A 24,820-nucleotide genomic window follows, 5' to 3' on the forward strand; every position below is an offset into this window, starting at 1 on the left:
AAAGACGACACAACAAAGCATATATTTAAAGTCAACGAACATTGAACGATAAAAGAGTTCAAATCTAACATCACTAAAACTATATAATAATCTACAGGCAGGCTTTCGCCTGCCCTATCCGCCGTGAGCGGCTAACAAAAGGAAAAGAAGGAGAAATCAGTCTTGCGGGGAGCGTTGCTGTGCCTGAACGACAGTGACCGCAATGACATTGAGGATGTCGGCGGTGGAGCAGCCGCGCGAGAGGTCGTTGGCGGGTTTGGCGAGACCCTGGAGCAGCGGGCCGATGGCTTCGGCGCCGCCGATGCGTTCGGCGAGCTTGTAGCCGATATTGCCGGCTTCCAGATTGGGGAATACCAGCACGTTGGAGGTGCCTTTGACGCGCGAGGTGGGCAGCTTGCGCTCGGCGATTTCCGCCACGATGGCGGCGTCGAGCTGTACGTCTTCATCGATGGCGATATCCGGGCGTTGCTCGCGTACCCGATGCGCGGCCTGCACTACCTTGTCCACCGAGGCGTGATGCGCGCTGCCATTGGTGGAGAACGACAGCATCGCCACCCGCGGATCTTCCCCGAGCAGAGCCTGGGCGCTGTCGGCAGCGGCCAGCGCGATCTGCGAAAGCTCCTCGGCGTCGGGGTCGATCACCAGCCCGCAGTCCGAGAAGATCATGCCGCCCTTCAGGTTGTGGAACGGCTTGCACAGCATCATCAGAAAGAAGCTGGAGACCAGCTTGCTGCCCGGCGCCAGCCCCAGCAGTTGAATGGCGGTGCGCACCACATCGGCCGTGGTGAGCACGGCGCCGGCCACCGAGCCATCCGCCAGCCCTTCGCGCACCAGCATGTTGGAAAACGTCAGTGGATCACGAATCTTCTCGGCGGCCAGCTCCGCCGTCATGCCCTTGGCCGCGCGATGCGCGTGCAGCGCTTCGGCAAGCCTGGCGGTGTGCTCGGAGGTGGCGGGGTCGATCAGCTCGAGCCTTGCCAGCGCCTGATCCTCAAGCCCGGCTTCTCTGGCGGTGGCGGCGATGACGGTCGGGTCGCCCACCAGCATCACCTGCGCCAGGCCCTGTTCCGCCGCGTTCACCGCCGCCTGCACCACCCGCATGTCCTGCCCTTCACAGAGCACGATACGGCGCGGGTCTGCCTTGGCCCGCGCCAGAATGTTGTTGAGTGCCTTCATGTCTGTCTCCTCGCTGCCCTTGCAGGCAGCCGACACATCCAAAAAGCCCCGGACATCTGAAATGGCCGGGGCAAGGGAGAGTTCCAGTCGTTGATGCGCGTCGCGCTATCGCTTGAACATCACGCTGCCATCCATGACCTGCACAGCGCGATCAGCGACGGGCGTTACACGTAATCCTGATACTTCTCGAGCAGACGCACCGGCTTCTTGAGGGCGTCGCGGCGGAACGGGTCGCCCAGTTCGCGAGTACACATCACTTCGATGACGCAGGTCTTGCCTTCGTTCATCTGCATGTCGACGGCCTTCTTGAGGGCCGGGCCCACGTCTTCCAGACGGTCGACGGTGATGCCTTCGGCACCCATGGAGCGCGCGATCTCGGCGAAGCTCTGGTTGTCCAGCTCACCGGCGACGAAGCGACGGTTGTAGAACTCGACCTGGTTCTTCTTCTCGGCGCCCCACTGACGGTTGTGGAAGACGACAGCCGTGACCGGAATGTCGTGACGCACGGCGGTCATGATTTCCATCAGGCTCATGCCCCAGGCGCCGTCACCGGCGTAGGCGACGGCCGGACGTTCCGGCGCGGCAGTCTTGGCACCCATGATGGTCGGCAGGGCGTAGCCGCAGTTGCCGAAGCTCATCGGGGCGAAGAAGCTGCGCGGCTTGTCGAAGCGCAGATAGCTGTGGGCCACGGAGTTGATGTTGCCGATGTCGGTGGAGACCATGACATCTTCCGGCATGGCCTTTTCCAGCTCGCGCAGTACCTGACGCGGGTGCAGGTATTCGCCGCCGGAGAACGGCTTCTCATCCTTGGCTTCGTCGATGGCGTCGAGGCTGAAGGCATCTTTCTCGTGGGTCCACTCGTCCAGCTCCGCTTCCCAGGCGGCCTTCTCTTCGCGGATGGTGCTCAGACGCGAGTCCTTGGAGGCATCGCATTCCAGCGTGCGGCCTGCCAAGCGCTCGGTCAGGGCGATGGCCGCTTCACGCGCGTCGCCGCAGATGCCGACGGAGATCTTCTTCACCAGACCCAGCATCTTGTGGTCGGCGTCGATCTGGATGATCTTCGCGTCCTTCGGCCAGTAGTCCATGCCGTGCTGCGGCAGGGTACCGAACGGCCCGAGACGGGTGCCCAGCGCGATGACGACATCGGCCTGGGAGATCAGCTTCATGCCCGCCTTGGAGCCCTGATAACCGAGCGGACCACACCACAGCGGGTGGCTGGCCGGGAAGGAATCGTTGTGCTGGTAGCTGTTGACCACCGGCGCGCCGAGACGCTCTGCCAGTGCCTTGCACTCCTCGACGCCATCGGCCATCACCACACCGCCACCGGAAACGATGACCGGGAACCTGGCGCTGGCCAGCAGCTCGGCCGCCTCATCCAGACTCTTGCTGCCACCCGGGCCGCGATCGACACGTGCCGGCTTGGGAATCTCGCATTCGATCTCGCCGTAGAAGTAGTCACGCGGGATGTTGAGCTGGGTCGGGCCCATCTCGGACATGGCGCGATCGAAGCAGCGACCGGTGTACTCCGCCATGCGCGACGGGTGAGTCACGTGGCCCTGGTACTTGGTGAATTCCTGGAACATCGGCAGCTGCTTGCATTCCTGGAAGCCGCCCAGGCCGATGCCGGTGGTGCCGGCTTCCGGCGTGACGATGACCACCGGGCTGTGCGCCCAGTAAGCGGCCGCGATGCCGGTGACGCAGTTGGAGATGCCCGGACCGTTCTGGCCGATCACCATGCCATGACGGCCGGAGACACGAGCATAGCCGTCGGCCATGTGGGCAGCGCCCTGCTCATGCACCACCGGAATGAGGCGAATGCCGGCCGGCGCGAAGATGTCCATCGCATCCATGAAGGCGGAGCCCATGATGCCGAACATGTCGGTGACGCCATTGGCGACCATGGTTTCCACGAAGGCCTCGGAAGGGGTCATCTTCTGCTTGCCCTGCACGACCTTGCGATTGTCTGCGCTGTCTTGAGTGCTCATGGCGTCTCCAACTCTAAATTTTATGTTTATTGATACATTTAGTTCCGATTACCGAAACATGTGACCAAAATTAGCCCTCACCAGCCAGCCCGTCAAGCACGATTTCGAAAAATGATAAAAAACACACCTTTTTTAGAAACTTATTCCAATGAATGGAGTACTGTTACAGTAGGCACAGCAACGCAAGGCACTGACGGGCCGCGCGTTTCCGCGCCATACTGCCCCGCGCATGACGGCTCGACACACGACCGCCCCGGCGCACGACCGTTCAGCGCTCGGATCGAAAGAGGAAAACGCCCATGAACAGTGCCACCCAACCCCACACGAGCCTGCCGCATGACCGCAAGGACAGCGACACCGCCAGGGAAGGCAGCAAGATAGAGGGTGATACACCTGCCCAGCGCCTGCTGGCACTGCTGGAGGTGATCGCCGCCAAGGACCAGTTCTTCACCCTGCAGGGGCTGGTGGAAGAGACCGGCCTGCCCAAGCCGACGCTGCATCGCATGCTGCAGCAGCTGGAAGGCAGCGGCATGCTGCAGCGCGAGGCGGATAACCGCCATTACAGCAAGGGCAGTCGCCTGCGCCGTCTGGCGGAGAACCTGCTGCTCAACGACACCGTGCAGGGTGCCCGCCACGGCGTGCTCAACCGGCTGATGGAAGAGGTCGGCGAGAGCTGCAACATCACGGCGCTGTCCGGCAGCGAGGTGCTGTATCTGGACCGCGTCGAGACCCAGGCCCCGCTGCGCTTCTATCTGCACCCCGGTTCCCGGGTGCCGGTGCATTGCTCCGCCAGCGGCAAGCTGTTTCTTGCCCAGATGCCGCCCGCCCAGCGCCGTCGTCTGCTGACCGGCACGCCGCTGAACGCGATGACGCGCAATACCCTGACCGACATCGAATCCGTCGAGGCCGAGATCGAGCAGGTCCGCCAGCAGGGCTTCGCGCTGGATGACGAGGAATTCCTGCCCGGGCTGGTGTGCATCGCGGTGCTGGCGCCCAATCCCGATGGGCCCTCCAACATCGGCGTGGCCATCCAGGCGCCGGTGATGCGCCAGTCGCGCGAGGACATGCTCAAGCATCTGCCGGCACTCGAGCGCGCCGCGCGCGATATCGCCGCCATCCAGCGCGGTGCGATTCCGTCCGCCTGAGGCCAGCGGGCTGGAGCTGGAGCTGGGACTGGGAAAGAAGAGCGACAGGCACAAGGTCGTGCTTCCCGTGACGCGCATGAGGGGCTAGCCTGTCGGACTGCCTTTCACATGCCACGTCGAGAACACCATGTCCGCCAGCGATGCCTTGCGTCTTGTCCTGCTTTCCAGCCTGTGGGGCATGTCTTTCATCTTCATGCGCGTGGCCGCGCCGGAATTCGGCCCGACCACGTTGATACTGCTGCGCATGGGCATCGGCGCGCTGGTACTCGCCCCGCTGCTGCTGGGGGCGGGACGCCTGAGAATGCTGTGGGAGCACAAGGGCCCGCTTGCGGTGTTGGGCCTGACCAGTCAGGCACTGCCCTTCTGCCTGCTGGCGCTGGCCACCACCCAGCTGGAGGCCGGTTTCACCTCGCTGATCAATGCCACCACGCCGCTGTTCACCGCGCTGCTGGGCATGGCGCTGTTCGCCACGCCGATCCAGAAGCAGCAGTATCTCGGCCTGGCCGTGGCCTTCAGCGGCGTCTATGTGCTGTCGATCGATCGCCTCGACTTCCAGCTTGGCGGCGATGGCTGGTTCATCCTCGCCGCCCTCGGCGCCACCTTCTGCTACGGCTTCGCCTCCAACTTCTCGCGCCAGCGCCTGAGTCACCTGCCCTCACCGGTGCTGGCCGCAGGCAGCTCGCTGATGTCTTCCCTGCTGCTGCTGATTCCGGGCCTGTGGATGTGGCCGACGACCAGTGTCAGCCTGGAGGCCTGGGGCAGCGCGATCGCGCTGGCGGTGCTCAGCACCAGCCTCGCCTTCCTGATCTTCTTCCGCCTGCTGGCCAGTGCCGGCGCCACCGCGACCACTTCGGTCACCTTCCTGGTGCCGGTCAGCGCGCTGCTGTGGGGCAACCTGCTGCTCGATGAGGTGATCGATGCGCGCATCCTCACCGGCATGGGCATCACTCTGCTGGGCACCGCCATCGCCACCCGTCTGATTCGGCTGCCGACACGTCAGAAAGTCGCCTGACCGCTTGCCGCGTGACGCTTGCCCCATGAACCAAAAGGCCCGCCCCTGAACACGAGGTTCATGGGCGGGCCTTTTTGCGTCATGCGGCTTTGGCTCTAGAGCTTTATGGGGCTGGAGAGCTCAGACACTCGTCATTCGGGTCAACCAGCTCAGCCGGTCAATCGAAGCTTCAATCAACCTGCCGCTTCCTCGGCGGCATCGGCCAGCGCTTCGAAGACGCGCGCCACGGCTTCCGCGCCCGGGTCGCTGTTGCCGACCAGATGGGCGGAAGGCACGTAGGCAGAGCGCCCGGCCCGCGCCTTGGCCATCTCGGCGGTGGCATCCGCGCCCTGACGGGCGGCGCGTGCCATCGCGGCCCAGTCGACACGGGCGCTCGGTGTCGTCTGCAGTGAAGACTGCAGTGCCTCCAGCGCCGGCAACAGCGCATCCAGCAGGCTGCGGTCGCCGCGTGAGGCGCCGCCGTAATGCTGCATGCGGGCGACGCCGTGACTCAGGGCATCGTGCCAGCGCTGGCTCATTGGCGCCTGGCCATGCGTGTCCGACGGCTCCTTCCAGCGGGTGGCGGCGGCGGTGAACAGCGTCGAGAGCAGCACACCACTGGAGCCGCCCATGCCGTGGGCCAGCTGCTTGCCGATGGTGGCCATCAGCTCGCCGGAATCACCACATGCCAGCTCGCAGTCTTCCAGCGCTTCGATCACCGCGCGCGCGCCACTGGCGAAGGTACTGCCGGTATCACCGTCGCCGCTGATGGCATCGAGTCGGTCGAGATCCGCCTCGCTGGCGAGCAGGACTTCCAATGCCGCGCGCAGGCGTTGCTCGACCTGCGGATCGCCCGGCAGGCCGGCACGCGATTTCACGCCACGGGCGGCACGCGCCTGGCAGTCGGCCCTGGCCTGGGCACGTCTGGCATCCGAGGCCTCATCACTGGCGGTTCTGACGGCGTCCTGACTCGGGGTGAAGTGCGCCAGTGGCGTCACCGATTGCACGCCCGGCCAGGCCACCGGCGCGCAGCTGGCACTCAGCGCCTCTTCCAGCAGGCTATCCAGCGGCAGCAGCGTCAGCGAGAAGCCGTGCATGTCCAGCGAGGTCATCAGCGGTTGCGGGCCGACCACGGCATGGATGCCCAGCGCCTGCAGCGACGGATGGGTCAGCGCTTCTTCCAGCAGCAGGCTGCGCTCCAGCGCCGAACAACCGCCCAGATCATTGATCAGCAGCAGATGGCCGCTGGCCGGCAGGTCGCCGCCGACATCCTTGCGCGAATGACCCTGCACCAGCGCCGTGACCACGATATCCATGATCGCATGCACGCCGTGGGTGTCCGAGTCGCTGCCAAGCTCCAGCGCCATGGCGCCCGGCTCGCCGTGAATGCCCAGCCCCAGCTCCGGCGCGCGCTGCTCACGCGGCTTGCCGGGATGACGGCCGACATTGAAGGCCAAGCCGAGGGTTGAACAGCTGTCGGCGACGCGCCGTGCGATGGCGGTGATTTCCTTGAGGCCCGCCCCGCGTGCCGCCAGCGCACCGGTGACCTTGTGCACCAGCAGCGTGCCGGCCAGCCCGCGTGGCTGCGGGTTGTCGGGCAGCGCCACATCGTCGGCGACGATGACCATCTCGACCCGGAAGCCTTCCTGACGCGCCCGCTCGGCGGCCAGCCCGAAGTTGAGGCGATCCCCGGTGTAGTTCTTGACGATCAGCAAGGCCCCGGCCTCACCGGTGACTTCGCGGATCGCCGCCAGCACGGCGTCCACCGTCGGCGAGGCGAACAGCTCACCACACACGGCGGCTGTCAGCATGCCCGCGCCGACGAAGCCTGCGTGCGCGGGTTCATGCCCCGAGCCGCCACCGGAAATCAGCGCGACCTGATCACGCGCCCAGTCATCACGCGCCCAGTCATCACGCACTACCAGGCGCATGCCACTGGCGGGGTCTGACAGCCGCACGCCACTGCCATCCGGGTGGCGCAGTCGTGCGCAGCCTTCCAGGGCCTCGCCGACGACCTGGCGTGGCTGATTGATGAACTGTCGGCCAGACTCGCTGCTACTCATCCTTCTCTCCTTGAGGACACTCGCCCTGCTGATAAAGGCGGCACTGGAGGCCGCCGCTCATGCCTGTCCTGTGCCACGACGCTTCCATGACGCTCGGGGCCTCGGCTCATCCTGCCTTGCCGCTCCCCCAGCGTCGTTCGCGACCTTGCCGGATGCAATAGTCATATCAGAAAATGATGGCATTCGCGCTGCAGCGTTGTGCCACGCCCATCAGTCAAGTGGCCTGAAAGACAAAAGCCCCCCGACGCCTGCGCGTGCGGGGGGCTTGGAATGCCGAGTGTCACCGGGGCGTGTTTTCAGGGTCATGCCTCTCACCTTTCCTCTCTCACCTTTCCTCTCTCACCTTTCCTCTCTCACCTTTCCTCTCTCACCTTTCCTCTCTCACCTTTCCTCTCTCACCTTTCCTCTCTCACCTTTCCTCTCTCACCTTTCCTCTCTCACCTTTCCTCTCTCACCTTTCTTCTCTGGCCTTGATGCCGCGGCTGGCTGTCTCGCTGGCAGGGCCGGTGGCAAGGGCGCCTGACGAGGTGGTGGCGATGAGGCAGGCCTCAGTGCCGGTGCCGGCTCCAATTTGGGCTCCGGTTCCGGTTCCGGTTCCGGTTCCGGTTCCGGTTCCGGTTCCGACTCCGGTTTCGGCGCAGGTCTCAGCTTCGATTCAGTCTCCGGATGCAGCCAGGAAGGCAGCCGACTGGCGGGGGCCTGCAGATTCGAGGTCTGGTATTCGCTGGCAGAGCATTCCACCGGCGCGTGCACCCTGAAGCCGTGCTTGCCGTGGTGCTTGACTCGATACATCGCCTGATCGGCCTGTTCCAGCGCCAGCCCGAAGCGATTGTCGGCATCGCGCCCGAAACAGATGCCGATGCTCAGGCCGACGCAGCCGAGGCCACCGCTGATCTCGAGGGGATGCGCGAAGCGCTCCAGCCAGCGACGGGCGATATGTTCGACACGCGGCAGTGTCATGCGGGGCAGCTGAAAGAGGAATTCATCGCCGCCGAAACGCGCCGAGAGATGCTGGTGGATGCTCAGTCGATGCAGCTCATCGTTCAGGCCATGCGCGACCAGCACCAGCACTTCATCGCCGGCACGATGGCCGAACTGGTCATTGACCTGCTTGAAGCCGTCAAGGTCGATGAAGATCAAGGCACTGTCATCGGCCAGCGGTCGCTGATGCCAGCTGTTGATGGCCTGACGATTGGCAAGCCCCGTCAGGGCATCGGTGCTGGCCAGCGCATTGAGGCGCGCTTCGTAGTCTTTCTCATGACTGATGTCGGCATGCGTGCCCAGCAGGCGCAGGGCATCGCCGTGCTCATCGCGTTCGACTACCCGCCCGCGATCGGCGACCCAGGTGATGCTGCCATCGCGAGCCAGCATGCGATGCACGACCTGATAGACCTCGGTGCGCCCCTCCAGGTGGTCATTGAGGTTGGCGAGCACTTCCTCGCGGTCTTCCGGGTGCAGGTGCTCACGCCAGACATCGAAATGGGCGTTCAGCTCGCCCGGCTGGTAGCCCAGCATGCGTCCCCAGCGATAGTTGAAGATGGTGAGCTTGCCGCTGGGCACCTCGAGTTGCCAGAGGCGCAGGCCGGTACCGTCGAGCGTCGCCGACAGTTTTTCCTCCAGTCCCGCCAGTCGGCGTTCAAGGCGGGCCTTGTCGCGCTCCATCTGCTTGAGTGCTTGTTCCAGTGATTGTTCACGCAGACTCTTGTGTGCCATGCCAGGCCCCCGGTCGACTCCTTGTCCTGCATCCTGTTTATCCATCGGCACCACGGCGAACTCCCTGTTCGCTTGCCGATGCATCGCTCACGGTCTTCTGTTCTGTCTTGTCGTTCTGTCTTGTCGTTCTGTCTTGTCGTTCTGTCTTGCGATGCTCTTCCTGGCATCCTTCGCGCTTCGCTACCCAGCCTGGTGACTGGGCGGCTGTCGCCCGCTCGAGGTCAATAAGCATTAACTGTAGCTTAAATATCTAAAGCAGAACCTACCGATATAACGTTAAGATGTGACAGCTCGGATGCCGAAAGAATCCCGACGAAAGTCTAAATCACATCAATAGCGCAGAAATGCGCAAGCCATGTGATGTTTGCGCAGCGCGCCCAGGCATCAACGCATCAGCACCTCAGAGCACAAAAGCATCAGCACCTCAGGGCGCAAAAACATCAGCGCGTCAGAGCGCCAGCTCGCCACCCTTGGCCACGGCACGCTGAAAGGCCTCTCGCTGACGGATGCGGGCCAGCCATTCCTGGATATTCGGGTGATTCTTGAGCCCCTGGCGCGCATCAAGCACCTGGATCGGGAAGCTCATCTGGATATCGGCACCGGTCAGCGAGTCACCGGCAAGCCACTGGCGATGCTCGAGACAGGTATCCATGTAGGCGAGATGCGCCTTGATCTCCGGGCTGATGAAGCTGTCATTCACCCCCTTGGCCAGCTTGCGCGCGATCGGGCGCACCAGCCACGGCACCGGTGGCTTGTCGAGACGCGAGAACACCAGCCTGAGTATCAACGGCAGCATCGCCGAGCCCTCGGCGAAGTGCAGCCAGAAGCGATAGTCACGCTCGGCCTGGCTGCCGGCGGGCGGGCGCAGGTGTGCGGTGCTGCCGCTGCCCTGGCCGGCGTACAGATCGATCAGGTATTCGATGATCGCCCCGGACTCGGCGACCACCACCGGCTCGGCATTCTCTCCCGCCAGCGTGGTGTCGGTGATGATCGGCGCCTTGCCCAGCGGGTGTATCTCCTTCAGCGCTCTGGGCGCACGCATGCTCTTGCTGTCGCGGGCATAGGTCTGCAGACGGTATTCAAGATTCAACTCTTCCAGCAGCCACAGGATGCGCTGCGAGCGCGAGTTTTCCAGATGGTGAACCGTGATCATGGGCGTGCTCCTGAAGGTAGGGTCAAGTGCGCAGCGGTCAGCTCCGGGGGCGATCAGCGCTCGAAGATGCTGTCACCCAGGTCATCGATGGTGCGCTTCGCCTTGAGCAGGGTCAGCTCCACGGCGCCCTCTTCGCCCGGCACGGTGTCGGAGCGCTCGAAACGGTGCTCCAGCATCTCGCCGCCTTCCACCGGCTTGCGGATCACGCCCGACACCCGATATTGACCATCGTGCTTCTGCGGCATCGCCACGATCAGATAGCCCTTGTATTCGGTGGCTTCCGGTTCCTTGACCGGCGCAGGCTCGCCTGCGGCAAACAGTTTCTTCAGCATACCCAGCATGAGACATCTTCCTTGGCCGGCTCTCGTGACGCTCGCCGGCGGTTCACGTGCAGAAATGAGAATGAAATGGCGCTTGTGTCAGCATCGCATGCCCCCGTGGGGGTGAACAGCGCTCGGCCGACCGCCAGATAGCACGACGCCGACCCCTATGGCAGCGAATGGCTGCAGCAGGGGCCGGCGTCATGGTGTTCCGAGATCAGGCTATCGGATCAGAGATTACTCGATGCCACGTCCCTTGCTGGCCGCGATACGCAGGCGCAGGGAGTTCAGCTTGATGAAGCCGGCAGCATCTTTCTGGTCGTAGGCGCCCGCGTCGTCTTCGAAGGTCGCGATGGACTCATCGAACAGCGAATCTTCGGACTGACGGCCGACGACGATCACGTTGCCCTTGTAGAGCTTGAGACGCACGACGCCGTTGACGACCTTCTGGGACTCATCGATGGCGGCCTGCAGCATGCGACGCTCCGGGCTCCACCAGTAGCCGTTGTACACCAGCTCGGCGTACTTGGGCATCATCTCATCCTTCAGGTGGGCCGCTTCGCGGTCCAGGGTGATGGACTCGATGGCACGGTGAGCACGCATCATGATGGTGCCGCCCGGTGTTTCGTAGCAGCCACGCGACTTCATGCCGACGTAACGGTTCTCGACGATGTCGAGACGGCCGATGCCGTTGGCGCCGCCGACCTTGTTCAGGTACTCGAGCACTTCGTGAGCGGCCATTTCCTTGCCGTCGATGGCAGTAATGTCGCCCTTCACGTAGGTCAGGTCGATGTAGGTCGCGTCATTCGGCGCCTGCTCCGGGCTGACGCTCCAGCGCCACATCTCTTCTTCGCACTCGGTCCACGGGTCTTCCAGCACGCCACCTTCATAGGAGATGTGCAGAAGGTTCGCGTCCATGGAGTACGGAGACTTCTTCTTGTTCTTGGCGTAGTCGACTTCGATACCGTGCTGCTCGCAGTATTCCATCAACTTCTCGCGGGAGTTCAGGTCCCACTCACGCCACGGCGCGATGACCTGGATACCCGGCTTCAGCGCGTAGGCGCCCAGCTCGAAACGCACCTGGTCGTTGCCCTTGCCGGTGGCGCCGTGAGAGATGGCGTCGGCGCCGGTCTCGTTGGCGATCTCGACCAGACGACGCGCGATCAGCGGACGTGCGATGGAGGTGCCCAGCAGGTACTCGCCTTCATAGATGGCGTTGGCACGGAACATCGGGAAGACGTAATCGCGGACGAAGGTCTCGCGCAGGTCTTCGATGTAGATCTCCTTCACGCCGAGGGCTTCTGCCTTGGCACGCGCCGGCTCGACTTCCTCGCCCTGACCGAGGTCAGCTGTGAAAGTCACGACTTCACAGTTGTAGGTTTCCTGCAGCCACTTGACGATGACTGAAGTGTCCAGGCCGCCGGAGTAGGCGAGAACGACCTTTTGCACGTCGGACATGCTTGACTCCTGAGTTGATGCTTGTAGTTCCCGCGTACCACTGATGAAGGCCGTGGCCGCAGGTGGGGTTGGATCGCCCGGTCCAGACGAGCGAAGGCCGCGCACGCGCAGCCGCTCATCTACCCGAATCACGATGTGAGGCCGATTATAGCGAGGCTGGCACCTCACCGATACTGCCAGCGGGGTCAGAGACACCCCGGCAGGCGGCCAGCGCCGCGACGCGCCCTTTTCGCCCTGCTACAATTGGCCACCTTGAGCGTCGGCGATACGCACGGCGCAGCACGAGATGCAATGACGGGATTGGAGATCTTGATGACCCAGGCGAGCGAGCGCACGCAGATGGCACAGCGCTTCCGTGGCTTTCTGCCAGTGGTGGTCGACCTCGAGACGGGTGGTTTCAATGCCGCCGGTGATGCAATGCTCGAGATCGCTGCCGTCACGCTGACCATGGACGACGATGGCAACATGGTGCCGGATGCGACCTATGCCTTCCACGTGGCCCCCTTCGAGGGCGCCAACATCGAACAGTCGGCACTGGATTTCACCGGTATCGATCTCGACAACCCGGTGCGCAAGCAGGTCGCGGTGGCCGAGAATCAGGCGCTGGGCGAGATCTTCAGCCCGGTGCGCAAGGCCATCAAGGCGCACGGCTGCACGCGTGCGGTGCTGGTCGGCCACAATGCGGCCTTCGACCAGGGCTTCCTGAACGCGGCAGTCGAGCGTTGCGGCATCAAGCGCAATCCGTTCCACCCGTTCTCGTGCTTCGATACCGCTTCGCTTGCGGGTCTGGTCTATGGCCAGACGGTACTGGCGCGCGCCTGCCGTGCCGCCGGCATCGAGTTCGACAACGCCTCCGCCCACTCGGCGCGTTATGACACCGAACGTACCGCGGAGCTGTTCTGCGCGATGGTCAACCGCTTCAAGGACCTGGGCGGCTGGGACCTGGCGATGAAGGAACAGGGCATGAATGACGAGGTGCCGGTCTCGCTCGACGCGCCCGCGCCCTGACTGGCAGAGCTTTTGACAAGCCCTCCAAGCATCAGACATGAAAACGCCCCCGCAGCCTGGCTGCGGGGGCGTTTTTCTGAACGGCATTTGCCTAGATCAGCGCGTGTCAGATCCAGCAGGTCAGATCAGACTGCCGATCACTCGGCGGAAGCTGCCTGAGCGGCCTGCTTGATCATCGGCTCCAGCTCGCCGCTCTGGTACATCTCGACCACGATGTCGCAGCCGCCGACCAGCTCGCCGTTGATCCACAGCTGCGGGAAGGTCGGCCAGTTGGCGTACTTCGGCAACTCGGCGCGGATGTCCGGGTTGTCGAGGATGTTGACGAAGGCGAAACGCTCGCCGCAGGACATGACGGCCTGCACGGTCTGCGCAGAGAAACCACACTGCGGCAGCTGCGGGGTGCCCTTCATGTACAGGAGGATCGGGTTCTCGCCAATCTGCTTTTCGATCGATTCGATGGTAGTGCTCATGTGCAATCCTCGGACGGTGGGCGCAAGGCCCGTGAGTGTCATTCCCTCATTCTACTGGGGGTAAGCCATGAATTCAGCCCCCGATAGTGCCCGAGTTGTGGATTGCTGTCTGCAGCAGCGCGCATCGGCCCTGCAGCGCGCGCCATGGCCGCGCTGATAACGGCGCGAGCGTTGCACGCTCGCGCCGAGCTGGCTAGGATGGCTCTTTTGACAGGCAGCGCCATCCGGGCGCCGTGATCGTCGGCGACCTCCTTCCCTCCGACGCATGGCGCCCTTTTCGATGGTGCTGCCCGAGACCCTGACAGGAGCCCGCTCGATGGCCACCCGGCACTTTCTGACCCTGCTTGACCTTTCTCCGGAAGAACTCGACTACCTCATCCAGCGCGCCATCACCATCAAGGATGGGCTGAAGAAGGAAGGTCCGGTCTATACGCCGTTCGCCAACCGCACCCTGGCGATGATCTTCGAGAAGTCCTCCACGCGCACCCGCGTGTCCTTCGAGACGGCCATGGCGCAATTCGGTGGCCATGCGCTGTTCCTGTCACCGCGCGACACCCAGCTGGGCCGTGGCGAGCCGATCGGCGACACCGCACGCGTGCTGTCCGAGATGGTCGATGGCGTGATGATCCGCACCTTCGCCCACTCAGACATCGAAGCCTTCGCCGACGCCTCCAGCGTGCCGGTCATCAATGCGCTGACCGATGACTATCATCCGTGCCAGCTGCTGGCTGACGTGATGACCTGGACCGAATGCCGTGGCTCCGTGAAGGGCAAGACGGCGGTCTGGATCGGCGATGGCAACAACATGTGCCACTCCTGGATCAACGCCGCGCGTCAGTTCGATTTCAATCTGCGCATCTGCTGCCCGGAAGGCTACGAGCCGGACAGCGAGATCGTCGCGGCGGCTGGCCAGCGCGTCAGCATCCATCGTGACCCGCAGCAAGCCGTGCAGGGCGCGGACCTGGTGACCACCGATGTCTGGGCCTCCATGGGCCAGGAAGAAGAGCAGCTCAAGCGTGAAGCCGACTTCGCCGGTTTCCAGGTCGATGAAGCCATGCTCGACAAGGCCGCCGACGATGTCATCTTCCTGCACTGCCTGCCGGCACACCGCGGCGAAGAGATCAGCATGGGGCTGCTGGATGACCCGCGCGCCGTCGTCTGGCAGGAAGCAGGCAACCGCCTGCACGCCCAGAAGGCACTGCTCGAGTTCCTGATGCTGGGTCGCCAGGACTGAGCCATCAGCACTGAAGCTCAGGACTGAGCCGCCGCCTGCATCCACGCAGGCGGCGCTCGCGTATGCTCAAGCGAGACGGACATTCCCCTGCCCCGTTGCCTTCATCGCCATCCGGACTGACCTGCCATCATGCAACCGCTCCTTCAGATCGATTCGCTGGAATGTCGCTACGACACCACCGTCGTGACTCGCGACATCAATTTCTCCCTCAACAAGGGTGACATTGCCTGCCTGCTCGGCCCCTCCGGCTGCGGCAAGACCACGCTGCTGCGCGCGATTGCCGGCTTCGAACCGGTGGCGGTGGGCGAGATTCGTCTCGAAGGCGAGGTGCTGTCCAGCGCGACTCATCTGACCGCGCCGGAGCAGCGCCATGTCGGCATGGTCTTCCAGGATTACGCGCTGTTCCCCCATCTGAGCGTGGCGGACAACGTGGCCTTCGGTGTGCGCCGCATGACCCGTGAAGCGCGCAATGACAAGGTGACGGAGCTGCTGACGCTGGTCGGCCTCGCCCACCTCGGCGAGCGCTTCCCACATGAACTGTCCGGTGGCCAGCAGCAGCGCGTGGCCCTGGCTCGCGCGCTGGCACCGGAGCCGCGCATTCTGCTGCTCGATGAGCCGTTCTCGAATCTGGACGTGGAGCTGCGCCGTCAACTGAGCCAGGAGGTGCGGCGGATTCTCAAACACCTCGGCATCAGCGCGGTGCTGGTCACGCATGACCAGAATGAGGCCTTTGCGATGGCCGACCAGATCGGCGTGATCCACGGCGGTCATCTGCAGCAGTGGGACACGCCGTTCAACCTGTATCACGAACCCGCCACGCGCTTCGTCGCCAACTTCATCGGCCAGGGCTATTTCATCCCCGGCACGCTGAAGGACAACGAATGTGTGAGCACGGAGCTGGGCGTGATTCGCGGCAACCGTGCCTATCCGTATGCACCCGGCACGCCGGTGGATGTGCTGCTGCGCCCGGATGACCTGGTGTTGGCCGAAGGGGATTCGGAAGCGACCGACCTCAAGGCACGCGTGCTCAGCGCGACCTTCGCCGGTACCAGCACCCTCTACCGGCTGGCGCTGCCTTCCGGGCGGGAAGTCGAGGCGGCCTTCAACAGCCATCACGACTACCAGCCCGGTGAGCGGGTCATGCTGCGTATCCAGGCCGATCACCTGATCCTCTTCGAGCGTGTCGAGGAGAGTGAAGCGGTGCTCTAGTACCCCACGAGCAGGATGATCGCCAGCCATGAAAAAACGGCCTCCTTTCGGATGGCCGTTTTTTCTTGCCCCGCTGGTGGCGTGTCGCTATTTGAACTGACTCCATTGCTTGGGCGACTGCCCGTACAGACGCTTGAATTCGCGACTGAATTGCGACGAGCTCACATAGCCCACGGCCATGGCCGCCTCGCTGACGGTCTTGCCATTGGCGATCTGCATGGCAGCGGTGTTGAGGCGCATGGACTTCACGAACTGGATCGGCGACATCGTGGTCGCCTGCTTGAACTTGCGGTGGAAGACGGCGCGACTCATGCCGACCCGCCCGGCCATGTCTTCAATGCTGACCGGCTCATCCAGTCGACTGGACAGGTAATCGATCGTCCGCGCGATCTCATTGCCCACCCCGAAGGCCCGTCGCGCCGACTCCCCCGCCTCACCCTTCAGGACGGCGTAGTAAAGCTCCCGCAGCCGCCCTTCTCCCAGTATCGCCGCGTCAAGGGGGTTCTGCGCCACCTGCAGCAGTCGCAACAAGGCATCGCTGAAGGCGGCGTCCCAATGCGCCAGGGCAAGCCCCGGCGGCAGCGGGCCGCTGCCCGGCTTGCGTACAAGCCCCGCGGCGCTTTCCATCTCGATGGCAAGCTCCGTCATCACCCGCGTGTCCAGCGAGACGTACACGCCCAGCAGCGGAGTTTCTGGCGAGGCCGTGGGGGCACCCGCCTCGACCGGCATCGAGATGGGACAGCACAGATACTGGCGGCTGTCGTAGACATGCCGCTCGCCGTCCAGTATCGCCTCCTTGGCACCGCTGACGATCACCACCACGGCGGGTTCATAGATGGCCGGCGCGCAACGCACGGGCTCTGTCATGCGAAAGAGCTGCACGCCCTTCACTGCGGTCTCTCGAATGCCTTCCTCGTGGGCGAGGCTCGCCACGAGTCGTGTGATCTCTTGTCTGCTCATGTCGCCAATCTAGCGCCATGCCTGCCTCTCATCAACGACTTGAGATGATCAGGCAACGATTGACGGCAATTTCAGCCAATCACGAACCCGGGTGAGATTTACCACCTATTCCAATCAGCATTGGCAGACCCGGGCACCGGTAGCTATATATGTGAAGCAGACAGGGGCGAGCTGAAAACCGGGCACAAAAAAGCGGCCACCCCGAAGGATGACCGCCTTTTCAAGAATTCTGGTGGAGCCTAGCGGGATCGAACCGCTGACCTCAACACTGCCAGTGTTGCGCTCTCCCAGCTGAGCTAAGGCCCCTAATCAGACTGTCCAGAATGTCATGTCATGTGTCACCTGCAGGCAAGTGGGCACGTGAAACTTGGACAGACTTGTCGTGAATCATGGTGGAGCCTAGCGGGATCGAACCGCTGACCTCAACACTGCCAGTGTTGCGCTCTCCCAGCTGAGCTAAGGCCCCGTCTTCACGATGGAGCGCATATTACAGAGCGACGAATACGTCGTCAACCTCTTATTTTTGCTGCGCTTTGTGGAGTGCGTGAAGTCTAGGCATCGCATCGCGGAGCACGATTTACCGCAGCGGCTCGCTCACTGCCACACGGCCGACGACAAGGAGCAGGATCACGCTAGCACTATATCAGCAGTGGTTATCCTGAGCGCGACTCACTGGATGACAGGGCATCGACAAGCCCTTGCCCAATGGGTACATTGGATCGCGCATTCACTTCACTACTTATTGACACCTTTACTGGAGCCGCCTTGATCAAGGTTCTTGTCGCTGACGACCACCACCTGGTGCGTACCAGCATCGTCCGTACCATTGAGCTAGAGGATGGGCTCAAGGTGATTGCAGAAGCCTCGGATGGCGAAACCGCGATCAAACTCTGCCGTGAGCACAGCCCGGATATCGTGCTCATGGACATCCGCATGCCCGGCGTCGATGGCCTGGAAGCCACGCAGAAGATCGTGCGCAGTCTGCCCGACGTCAGAGTCATCGTGCTGACCGCCTATCTGGAAGAGTCCTTCGCCAAACGCCTGCTGGAAGCGGGAGCCTTCGGCTTCATCTCCAAGGGCACGCCCTTTGACGAGATGATTCGCGCCATCCATCAGGTGGCCGCAGGCGAACGCTATCTATCCCCGGAAATCGCCCAGCGCCTGGTGTTCTCGGGCATGGACACCCAGCGCAGCAATCCCTTCGATCAGCTGTCGAGCCGCGAGCTGCAGGTGGCGACGATGATCGTCAATTGCCATCGCGTCAGCGAGATCTCGGACCGCCTGCACCTGAGCCCGAAGACGGTCAACACCTACCGTTACCGCATCTTCGACAAGCTTGGCGTAACCAGCGACGTGGAGATGACGCATCTGGCCATGCGTCACCAGCTGCTGGATGACTACGTGCTGGACCGTCCTGACGAGGCTTGAACAAGCACACCTTGCTAGCCCGTCACACACTGCAGGCCCGCGCTGCTCGTGACACTCCCGAGAAGCGCCGTCAACGCCTCATGCAAGAACGCCACCTTCCCGGGTGGCGTTCTTGCATGAGGCGTTTCTGTCTGAGGCGTTCTTGAGTGGCACGTCCTGATCGGGCCGGTCATGACAGCAGGCATTGCAGCATGGCGGCGTCGCCCCCATGCCTGCGAGCAATCGCCCTTGTTTGATAGACTCGAGGCATCTCTGGACGAGGAACCTCATGGCCAAGCAGCACACTGATCCCACGATGACGGACACCACTTCTCAGTCACCCGAGAATGAGCAGCCATCAGGCAATCCTGCCCAGCCTGAAGGCTCGCCAGCCCATGATGCCAGCGCGCGGGCTGACAGTCGCGCACGCAGCGATGCCGCACGGGTCTCCAGCCGTCTGATCACCAGTGACGCCAGCAGTGACCTGCTGCAGGGCAGCGAGGCAACCGGCTTCGATGCCCGCCATTTTCTCAAGCATGTCAGCGATGCACCGGGCATCTACCGCATGCTGGATAGCGCAGGCGACGTGCTGTATGTGGGCAAGGCCAAGCGCCTCAAGGCGCGCCTCTCCAGCTATTTCCGCAATACCGGCCTGAATGCCAAGACCCAGGCATTGGTGGGGCGCATTGCCGACGTGCAGGTCACCATCACCCGCAGCGAGACCGAAGCTCTGCTGCTGGAGCAGACCCTGATCAAGGAGCTGCGCCCGCCTTACAACATCCTGCTGCGTGACGACAAATCCTACCCTTACGTCTTCATCAGCCAGCATCACGACTATCCGGCGCTGGAGTTCAAGCGCGTGCGCCACAAGCGCAATGACGGACGCTACTTCGGCCCCTACCCGAGCAGCGTCGCGGTACGCGAGTCCTTGACGCTGATGCAGAAGATCTTCCGCCTGCGCAATTGCGAGGATTCGGTGTTCGCCCACCGCGAGCGCCCGTGCCTGCAATATCAGATCAACCGCTGCACCGCGCCGTGTGTCGACTACATCAGCAAGCAGGATTATCGGCGCGACATGGAACATGCGGTGATGTGCCTGAACGGCCAGAGCGACAAGGTCACCGACGAGCTCAGCCAGGCGATGGAAGACGCGGCCATGCGGCTGGAATTCGAGGAAGCGGCTCGCCTGCGTGATCAGGTCGCCCAGCTGCGCCGCATGCAAGAGAAGCAATACGTCGACACCGGCACCGGCAACGCCGACATCCTGGCGCTGGCCGAGCGCCCCGGCGGGCTCTGCATCAGCGTGGTCTCGGTCCGCCAGGGTCGTATGCTCGGCGCACGTCACTTCTCGCCGAGCAATGGCCTGGACCTGACCAGCAGCGAGCTGCTGACCAGCTTCGTCAGTCAGTACTATCTCGGCCAGGACAGGGAGATGCCTGATGAAGTACTGACCTCGCTGGCCCTCGAGGACGCCAACCTGCTGGAAGGCGCCTTGAGCGAGAAGGCCGAACGCCGGGTACGGGTCGCGCATCAGGTGCGTGGCCATCGCGCCCAGTGGCTGACACTGGCGCAGACCAACGCCGAGCAACATCTGGCCACCCAGCTGGCCAGCCGCCAGCAGCTGTCCAACCGCTTCCTGTCGCTGCGCGATGCGCTGGGACTCGATGAAGTGCCCAAGCGACTGGAATGTTTCGACATCTCCCACAGTCATGGCGAGGCGACCGTGGCCAGCTGCGTGGTCTTCGATCATGACGGCCCGATCAAGTCGGATTACCGGCGCTTCAATATCGAAGGCGTGACGGCCGGCGATGACTACGCCGCCATGCAGCAGGCGCTGACGCGGCGCTTCAAGCGCCTGCAGGAAGGCGAAGGCAAGCGCCCGGACATCCTGCTGGTCGATGGCGGCAAGGGGCAGCTCAACATGGCGCGCGGGGTGTTCGAGTCACTCGGCGTGACTGACATCATCCTGCTCGGGGTGGCCAAGGGCACCACGCGCAAGGCAGGGCTCGAGACGCTGTTCATCGAGACGGTGCATGACACCCTGGATCTTGACAGCCACTCGCCGGCGCTGCACTTGATCCAGCATGTGCGCGATGAATCACACCGCTTCGCCATCGCCGGTCACCGCGCCAAACGCGACAAGGCGCGGCGTACCTCAAGTCTGGAGGGAATCGCGGGAGTCGGCCCCAAGCGGCGCCGCGAGCTGCTCAAGTTCTTCGGCGGACTGCAGGGGGTGAAACAGGCCTCCAAACCGGAACTGGCCCGCGTGCCCGGCATCAGCGAATCGCTCGCCGAGCTGATCCACCAGGCGCTACATGGCTGATGAATCAGACGCTGCATGGCTGCCTCCCGTGCACGACATGGTGGCCTCTGGCACCATCGACTCAACGCTCAAGGAAGAGTGACAGAGCGTTGGCTTGAATAACCTGCCGTTTGGCATGGCTGAATGCGCCGCCGGCAGGCTAGAATAGACGACTTGTGCGGCGTCAATCGAACGGCTTTCTTCAGGGGCTCGACTCGCCCTCGATTGCGCCCAGCCACCTACGCTTCATGCAAGGACTCGTGCCGTCACGATGAGCATCCCCAATATCCTGACTCTGATCCGCATCCTGTTCATTCCGCTGCTGGTGATCTGTTTCTATCTGCCTTATGCATGGAGCCTGCCGCTGACGGCGCTGCTCTTCGCACTGGCCGCCATCACCGACTGGTTCGATGGCTATCTGGCCCGCCTGTGGAATCAGACCACGCCCTTCGGCGCCTTCCTGGACCCCGTCGCCGACAAGCTGATGGTCGCGGTGGCACTGGGCCTGCTGATCGAACGCTACGACAGCCTGTGGATGACCATCCCGAGCCTGGTCATCATCGGTCGCGAGATCGTCATCTCGGCGCTGCGTGAGTGGATGGCCGAGATCGGCAAGCGCGGCAGCGTCGCGGTGTCCTGGGTCGGCAAACTGAAGACGGCTGCCCAGATGCTCGCCCTGTTCATGCTGCTGTTCTTCGCCCCAGGCAGTGTCGGAGGGGACACCGGCCTCGCCCTGCTGTATATCTCGGCTGCGCTGACGCTGTGGTCGATGATCAGCTACCTGCGCGCCGCCTGGCCGGAACTGGTGCGCTCGGTCTGACACCCCGTTCAGCCACGAGATGCTGCGAATGCCTCAACGCCCACCGCCCCTATGGCCGGTGGGCGCTTTCGTTTCCAGCGACCTGACTCGCGAGACAATTTTTCATTAACTGTTTGACAGCATGGGAATTATCCGTATAATTCGACCTCGAGTTCAGCGGGAATAGCTCAGTGGTAGAGCACAACCTTGCCAAGGTTGGGGTCGCGAGTTCGAATCTCGTTTCCCGCTCCAGTAACACAGGTAGCGCAACATCCACCTGATTTACTGACTCATGTATCTGCAGCAGCATCAGTGGATACTCCTCGGATCAGACATCAGTTTCGACTGACATCTCGATCATTGAGGCTGGATGGCAGAGTGGTCATGCAGCGGACTGCAACTCCGTGTACGCCGGTTCGATTCCGACTCCAGCCTCCATTTCAGATACCGAAACATCCCCTGTTTCTCTCTGGAATGGCTATGACACCCACCCCCTTCGGGTCGTCACACTTCCCTTGCTTGTTTCGATTTGCATTGCTGCAACCCTGGCGCTTTTTCGCTTGGCTATCACCTGGTCTACGTCTTGCCAAGTCGTTGCCTTGCCGCGTGATATCTTTTTTTCATCTGTCCAGTGATTCTGACAGTCGCCCTAATCCCATGAAGGATTTCTCCTGTGCGCCTTCGTGCTCGGTACTGACCCTCTGTTTTCCTGCCCTTCTCCACCGTGCACCTTTTCGCGTTGCTTGCCGTGATCATGCCGGGCAAAAATCGCTCTGCTCTTCCTGTCTCAATGTCACCGCTCACGATGACCATTCAGCGTCGCAATTTCATTGCATAACAGTCAGTTGAATCACGTATTCAGTAAGGTGTCATTGCCATTAAAGTTGACCTTGATCTGAAATATGATAAGTTATGCGCCAGTCTGCGCGGCCATGGTGGAATCGGTAGACACCGGAGACTTAAAATCTCCTGCCTTCGGGCGTGCCGGTTCGAGTCCGGCTGGCCGTACCAGATCAAGCAAGAGTCAGTCTGAATTCAAGAGCGCCGCTCCTCTCACGAGGGGCGGCGCTTTTTCATGCCTGATACTTTTCATGCCTGATACTTTTCATGCCTGATACTTTTCGTGTCCGATGCTTTTCTTACCTGAACACTGCCCCGCTCGTCATGCCTCGCGCGGCCAGATGCCGAAGGAGGTAACCGTAGCTGGCAGTTCCTCGACACGAACAGTCCCGACAATCGCCCGGCCAGACGCCCGCAAGCGGCTTACATGCGACTACACTGAAGAGGTAGCGACGCCAGCGCTGGTTTCCAGCACGGCTCGCCCAGCCAACATGCATCAGTGCAGGAGCCAAACATGCTGACACTGCTCAAGAGTCCCGCCGATCACGTTGTCGCCCTGCATCTCGCGGGGCATATCGATCAGGCTTCGCTCGCCCCCATCATCAAGGAATGCGACGAACGCCTGGCACGCCATGAGCGAATCTCGCTGCTGGTGGAAATCGAACGCTTTGGCCTGATCACGCCCGCCGCCCTGCTCAATGACATCGGCTATGCCCTGCGCCACCTGGGAGACTTCGAGCGCGAAGCCATCATCAGCAAGGCCGACTGGTTGCGCCATGTCACCGAGTTCAGCAAGCATCTGGTGCGCTCCATCGAGGTGCGCCACTTCTCGCCCGACGAGCGCGAGGCTGCCTATGCCTGGGTCGCCGAGCCACCGCGTGGTGGCTCTGGCATCGGTGCTGGTGCCAATAAAACCCCTAGCGGTCATGATGCCCAGACCCCGGCGGCGAAACGCCATCAGGCCTGAAGCCCCCGCCGTCGAGTGAGCCTCCAAAGCACCCTGCCACCGCCTCATGGCAGGGTGCGCGTCAGCACCAATCCCGCCAGCAGCAGCGCCCCCATCGAAACCGCCCAGAGCGTCATCGCGCGCTCCACTTCCGCTCGCTCTGCACAGCGCAGTAACTGGAAGACCGTGATCAAGGGCAGCATGTAGCGCGTCTCGATCAGCTCGCGCGTGCAGATCATCAAGGCGAGCATTACCAGCAGCAGACCACCATGCCCCAGCCGCAGCGGTGCTCTCAGCCACCAGAGCGCCATGCTGGTAGTCAGCAACATGGTGACCCACAGCCCCACCGGGTGGTCATTGAGCCATAACAGCCAGGTATTGCGGATCGTCCAGCGCTGGAAATTGTAGTCATGCGTCACCTCAAAGCTCATCACCAGCATGACCCACACGCCCGCCAGCGCCCCCAGCAGCAGAATGCCTCGCCATGGCCAGGCGCCCCGGGTGCACAGACGCCACAGCAGATGCCACTGCCTCGGCAAGTCGGCCAGCCACAATGGCAGAAACACCACGCCGATCACGCCCAGGTAATAGCCGAGATTGCCGGTGTGCCAACCGGCCTGATGACGCGTGGTATCGCCCATGGCAATGCCGTCGTTCCAGAGAACAAACCCGATGAAGGCGGCCACCGGAATCACGGCCACCCACCACCAGCGCACGATCAGGCCCCACCAGAAAGAAAGCTGACGCAACGGCGAGCGCAGCGGTGGTGCCATGCCGACAGCCTGCGAACGAGCCCCAGGCTGCGCTTGCGTCATGAACAGCAATAGACCGCCCCACAGCCCGAGCAGCACGATGCTGTCCTGCCGCAAGCCGAGCCCGACCAGGATCAAGACCAGCAACGCCAGGCGCCGCTCATGCACCAGCGCGACGAGCTGCAGCGCGATCAGGGCGATGATCCACGGGTCGGTATACACCAGTGCCAGATAGGGAAAGATGATCGGCAGCCATAGCCACTGCCAGCTCTGACGATTCGCCTGTTGCCGGGCGCCGCTCTCATCGAGCATGGGGCCCAGGCGCCGATAGACGCTCGGCAGCGCCCGCCAGACCATGCACACCATGACACTGAAGCCGAGCAGCGACAGGCCCCGCACCCAGTCAACCGAGGGCATCTCAGGCCAGCGTCCGGCCAGGGCGTCAGCTGCGAGAGGAAGATTGAGCCACTCCCCCAACGTCTGGAGCGTCATCAACGTCACCGCCATGGTGGCGTGATATAGCGTCAGGGTGGTCAGCTTGGGATGCTGACCCCAGTCGCCGGCGAGAAACTGGCGAATCTGCGCGAAATGCACTCCCTCATCGACGAAAGGGATCGGCAGGAAAAGACTCACCAGCCACAGGGAAACGCTCAGGCACGCCCCCAGTGCGAGCAACACAAGCCCCACCTTCAAGGGCCAGCGATGTCTGGCGCGCGCGTATCCCATGCGCTGATCGAGTGATGACTTATCCCTGTCTCCTTATCGGCTCCTTATCGGGACTCCCCCGAAAGAGCCGATCGTGGCCCTCTTCAAGGGGAAACCCCGTGTCACCAGTATCGTCAGGCCGATGAGGATCTTTCCAGTCTGTCCATGCACTTTGCCCCTCCAA

Annotated in this window: 19 protein-coding genes and 5 tRNA genes; 12 read left to right on the forward strand and 12 right to left on the reverse strand. The window is 62.7% G+C overall.

Going from position 1 to position 24,820, the window contains the following annotated elements; translation table 11 throughout:
- Positions 1-156: 156 nt before the first annotated feature.
- Both pta and xsc read right to left on the reverse strand, forming a co-directional pair.
- Positions 157-1,176: a phosphate acetyltransferase gene (gene pta, locus AC5WNJ_RS11895; RefSeq protein WP_176677598.1), complete on the reverse strand. Its 1,020-nt coding sequence runs from the start codon at positions 1,174-1,176 to the stop codon at positions 157-159.
- 164 nt (positions 1,177-1,340) lie between these two features.
- Positions 1,341-3,161: a sulfoacetaldehyde acetyltransferase gene (gene xsc / locus AC5WNJ_RS11900; RefSeq protein ID WP_495929780.1), complete on the reverse strand. Its 1,821-nt coding sequence runs from the start codon at positions 3,159-3,161 to the stop codon at positions 1,341-1,343.
- Between the two features lie 299 nt (positions 3,162-3,460).
- Between xsc and AC5WNJ_RS11905 the strand changes: the two genes are divergently transcribed.
- On the forward strand, positions 3,461-4,306 hold the full coding sequence (locus tag AC5WNJ_RS11905) for an IclR family transcriptional regulator (protein WP_176677599.1): 846 nt from the start codon (positions 3,461-3,463) through the stop codon (positions 4,304-4,306).
- A gap of 127 nt (positions 4,307-4,433) precedes the next feature.
- On the forward strand, positions 4,434-5,318 hold the full coding sequence (locus AC5WNJ_RS11910; protein ID WP_495929781.1) for a DMT family transporter: 885 nt from the start codon (positions 4,434-4,436) through the stop codon (positions 5,316-5,318).
- Positions 5,319-5,491: 173 nt separating this feature from the next.
- On the opposite strand, the gene AC5WNJ_RS11915 is transcribed toward AC5WNJ_RS11910, so the two are convergent.
- From AC5WNJ_RS11915 to AC5WNJ_RS11935, 5 genes are all read right to left on the reverse strand, one after another.
- Complete coding sequence (locus AC5WNJ_RS11915) at positions 5,492-7,360, reverse strand: dihydroxyacetone kinase subunit DhaK (RefSeq protein WP_495929782.1); 1,869 nt, start codon at positions 7,358-7,360, stop codon at positions 5,492-5,494.
- 423 nt (positions 7,361-7,783) lie between these two features.
- Positions 7,784-9,073 (reverse strand): GGDEF domain-containing protein, encoded by a 1,290-nt coding sequence (locus AC5WNJ_RS11920; protein WP_495929783.1) that lies wholly within the window; start codon positions 9,071-9,073, stop codon positions 7,784-7,786.
- 448 nt (positions 9,074-9,521) lie between these two features.
- On the reverse strand, positions 9,522-10,226 hold the full coding sequence (locus AC5WNJ_RS11925; protein ID WP_495929784.1) for a glutathione S-transferase: 705 nt from the start codon (positions 10,224-10,226) through the stop codon (positions 9,522-9,524).
- Between the two features lie 53 nt (positions 10,227-10,279).
- On the reverse strand, positions 10,280-10,567 hold the full coding sequence (locus tag AC5WNJ_RS11930; protein ID WP_306424366.1) for an HlyU family transcriptional regulator: 288 nt from the start codon (positions 10,565-10,567) through the stop codon (positions 10,280-10,282).
- A 216-nt stretch (positions 10,568-10,783) separates the two neighbouring features.
- Positions 10,784-12,049, reverse strand: coding sequence for an argininosuccinate synthase (locus tag AC5WNJ_RS11935; protein WP_366071330.1), 1,266 nt, complete (start codon positions 12,047-12,049; stop codon positions 10,784-10,786).
- Between the two features lie 267 nt (positions 12,050-12,316).
- Between AC5WNJ_RS11935 and rnt the strand changes: the two genes are divergently transcribed.
- Positions 12,317-13,012, forward strand: coding sequence for a ribonuclease T (gene rnt / locus AC5WNJ_RS11940; protein ID WP_176678431.1), 696 nt, complete (start codon positions 12,317-12,319; stop codon positions 13,010-13,012).
- A 137-nt stretch (positions 13,013-13,149) separates the two neighbouring features.
- Here rnt and grxD read toward each other — a convergent pair whose 3' ends face one another.
- A complete protein-coding gene (grxD, locus tag AC5WNJ_RS11945; RefSeq protein ID WP_176677604.1) occupies positions 13,150-13,482 on the reverse strand; it encodes a Grx4 family monothiol glutaredoxin in 333 nt (110 codons plus the stop codon).
- Positions 13,483-13,798: 316 nt separating this feature from the next.
- Here grxD and argF point away from each other — a divergent pair, with 316 nt between their 5' ends.
- Positions 13,799-14,716, forward strand: coding sequence for an ornithine carbamoyltransferase (gene argF / locus AC5WNJ_RS11950; RefSeq protein ID WP_043331358.1), 918 nt, complete (start codon positions 13,799-13,801; stop codon positions 14,714-14,716).
- A gap of 129 nt (positions 14,717-14,845) precedes the next feature.
- Entirely contained in the window at positions 14,846-15,925 is a 1,080-nt protein-coding gene (locus AC5WNJ_RS11955; RefSeq protein WP_495929785.1) for an ABC transporter ATP-binding protein, read from the forward strand.
- An 87-nt stretch (positions 15,926-16,012) separates the two neighbouring features.
- Here the strand turns inward: AC5WNJ_RS11955 and AC5WNJ_RS11960 are convergent, their stop codons facing one another.
- From AC5WNJ_RS11960 to AC5WNJ_RS11970, 3 genes are all read right to left on the reverse strand, one after another.
- Positions 16,013-16,885 carry an AraC family transcriptional regulator gene (locus AC5WNJ_RS11960; RefSeq protein ID WP_495929786.1) on the reverse strand — a complete coding sequence of 291 codons (873 nt, stop codon included), beginning with the start codon at positions 16,883-16,885 and terminating at the stop codon, positions 16,013-16,015.
- A 230-nt stretch (positions 16,886-17,115) separates the two neighbouring features.
- Positions 17,116-17,191 (reverse strand) — tRNA-Ala (locus AC5WNJ_RS11965).
- 84 nt (positions 17,192-17,275) lie between these two features.
- Positions 17,276-17,351, reverse strand: a tRNA-Ala gene (locus AC5WNJ_RS11970).
- A 299-nt stretch (positions 17,352-17,650) separates the two neighbouring features.
- Here AC5WNJ_RS11970 and uvrY point away from each other — a divergent pair.
- The 7 genes from uvrY (at position 17,651) to AC5WNJ_RS12005 (ending at position 23,200) form a co-directional block, all read left to right on the forward strand.
- Positions 17,651-18,313, forward strand: coding sequence for a UvrY/SirA/GacA family response regulator transcription factor (gene uvrY / locus AC5WNJ_RS11975; RefSeq protein ID WP_043331360.1), 663 nt, complete (start codon positions 17,651-17,653; stop codon positions 18,311-18,313).
- Positions 18,314-18,581: 268 nt separating this feature from the next.
- A complete protein-coding gene (uvrC, locus tag AC5WNJ_RS11980; RefSeq protein WP_495929787.1) occupies positions 18,582-20,615 on the forward strand; it encodes an excinuclease ABC subunit UvrC in 2,034 nt (677 codons plus the stop codon).
- 250 nt (positions 20,616-20,865) lie between these two features.
- Positions 20,866-21,414, forward strand: coding sequence for a CDP-diacylglycerol--glycerol-3-phosphate 3-phosphatidyltransferase (gene pgsA / locus AC5WNJ_RS11985; protein ID WP_495929788.1), 549 nt, complete (start codon positions 20,866-20,868; stop codon positions 21,412-21,414).
- A 156-nt stretch (positions 21,415-21,570) separates the two neighbouring features.
- A tRNA-Gly gene (locus tag AC5WNJ_RS11990) sits at positions 21,571-21,645 on the forward strand.
- Between the two features lie 112 nt (positions 21,646-21,757).
- Positions 21,758-21,831, forward strand: a tRNA-Cys gene (locus AC5WNJ_RS11995).
- A gap of 488 nt (positions 21,832-22,319) precedes the next feature.
- Positions 22,320-22,404: transfer RNA gene (locus tag AC5WNJ_RS12000), tRNA-Leu, on the forward strand.
- Positions 22,405-22,747: 343 nt separating this feature from the next.
- Positions 22,748-23,200: a SpoIIAA family protein gene (locus AC5WNJ_RS12005; protein WP_253061181.1), complete on the forward strand. Its 453-nt coding sequence runs from the start codon at positions 22,748-22,750 to the stop codon at positions 23,198-23,200.
- Between the two features lie 44 nt (positions 23,201-23,244).
- Here the strand turns inward: AC5WNJ_RS12005 and AC5WNJ_RS12010 are convergent, their stop codons facing one another.
- Positions 23,245-24,657, reverse strand: a complete 1,413-nt coding sequence (locus tag AC5WNJ_RS12010) for a Dol-P-Glc:Glc(2)Man(9)GlcNAc(2)-PP-Dol alpha-1,2-glucosyltransferase (protein WP_495929789.1) — start codon at positions 24,655-24,657, stop codon at positions 23,245-23,247.
- Positions 24,658-24,820: the final 163 nt, after the last annotated feature.

The sequence above is a fragment of the Cobetia sp. PDI-23MA genome (assembly GCF_059507735.1).

Excerpts from the sequence above, each read along its gene's own strand:
- pta (WP_176677598.1), bottom strand. The coding sequence starts at position 1,176 with ATGAAGGCACTCAACAACATTCTGGCGCGGGCCAAGGCAGACCCGCGC.
- xsc (WP_495929780.1), bottom strand. The coding sequence starts at position 3,161 with ATGAGCACTCAAGACAGCGCAGACAATCGCAAGGTCGTGCAGGGCAAG.
- AC5WNJ_RS11905 (WP_176677599.1), top strand. The coding sequence starts at position 3,461 with ATGAACAGTGCCACCCAACCCCACACGAGCCTGCCGCATGACCGCAAG.
- AC5WNJ_RS11910 (WP_495929781.1), top strand. The coding sequence starts at position 4,434 with ATGTCCGCCAGCGATGCCTTGCGTCTTGTCCTGCTTTCCAGCCTGTGG.
- AC5WNJ_RS11915 (WP_495929782.1), bottom strand. The coding sequence starts at position 7,360 with ATGAGTAGCAGCGAGTCTGGCCGACAGTTCATCAATCAGCCACGCCAG.
- AC5WNJ_RS11920 (WP_495929783.1), bottom strand. The coding sequence starts at position 9,073 with ATGGCACACAAGAGTCTGCGTGAACAATCACTGGAACAAGCACTCAAG.
- AC5WNJ_RS11925 (WP_495929784.1), bottom strand. The coding sequence starts at position 10,226 with ATGATCACGGTTCACCATCTGGAAAACTCGCGCTCGCAGCGCATCCTG.
- AC5WNJ_RS11930 (WP_306424366.1), bottom strand. The coding sequence starts at position 10,567 with ATGCTGGGTATGCTGAAGAAACTGTTTGCCGCAGGCGAGCCTGCGCCG.
- rnt (WP_176678431.1), top strand. The coding sequence starts at position 12,317 with ATGACCCAGGCGAGCGAGCGCACGCAGATGGCACAGCGCTTCCGTGGC.
- grxD (WP_176677604.1), bottom strand. The coding sequence starts at position 13,482 with ATGAGCACTACCATCGAATCGATCGAAAAGCAGATTGGCGAGAACCCG.
- argF (WP_043331358.1), top strand. The coding sequence starts at position 13,799 with ATGGCCACCCGGCACTTTCTGACCCTGCTTGACCTTTCTCCGGAAGAA.
- AC5WNJ_RS11955 (WP_495929785.1), top strand. The coding sequence starts at position 14,846 with ATGCAACCGCTCCTTCAGATCGATTCGCTGGAATGTCGCTACGACACC.
- AC5WNJ_RS11960 (WP_495929786.1), bottom strand. The coding sequence starts at position 16,885 with ATGAGCAGACAAGAGATCACACGACTCGTGGCGAGCCTCGCCCACGAG.
- uvrC (WP_495929787.1), top strand. The coding sequence starts at position 18,582 with ATGGCCAAGCAGCACACTGATCCCACGATGACGGACACCACTTCTCAG.
- pgsA (WP_495929788.1), top strand. The coding sequence starts at position 20,866 with ATGAGCATCCCCAATATCCTGACTCTGATCCGCATCCTGTTCATTCCG.
- AC5WNJ_RS12005 (WP_253061181.1), top strand. The coding sequence starts at position 22,748 with ATGCTGACACTGCTCAAGAGTCCCGCCGATCACGTTGTCGCCCTGCAT.
- AC5WNJ_RS12010 (WP_495929789.1), bottom strand. The coding sequence starts at position 24,657 with ATGGGATACGCGCGCGCCAGACATCGCTGGCCCTTGAAGGTGGGGCTT.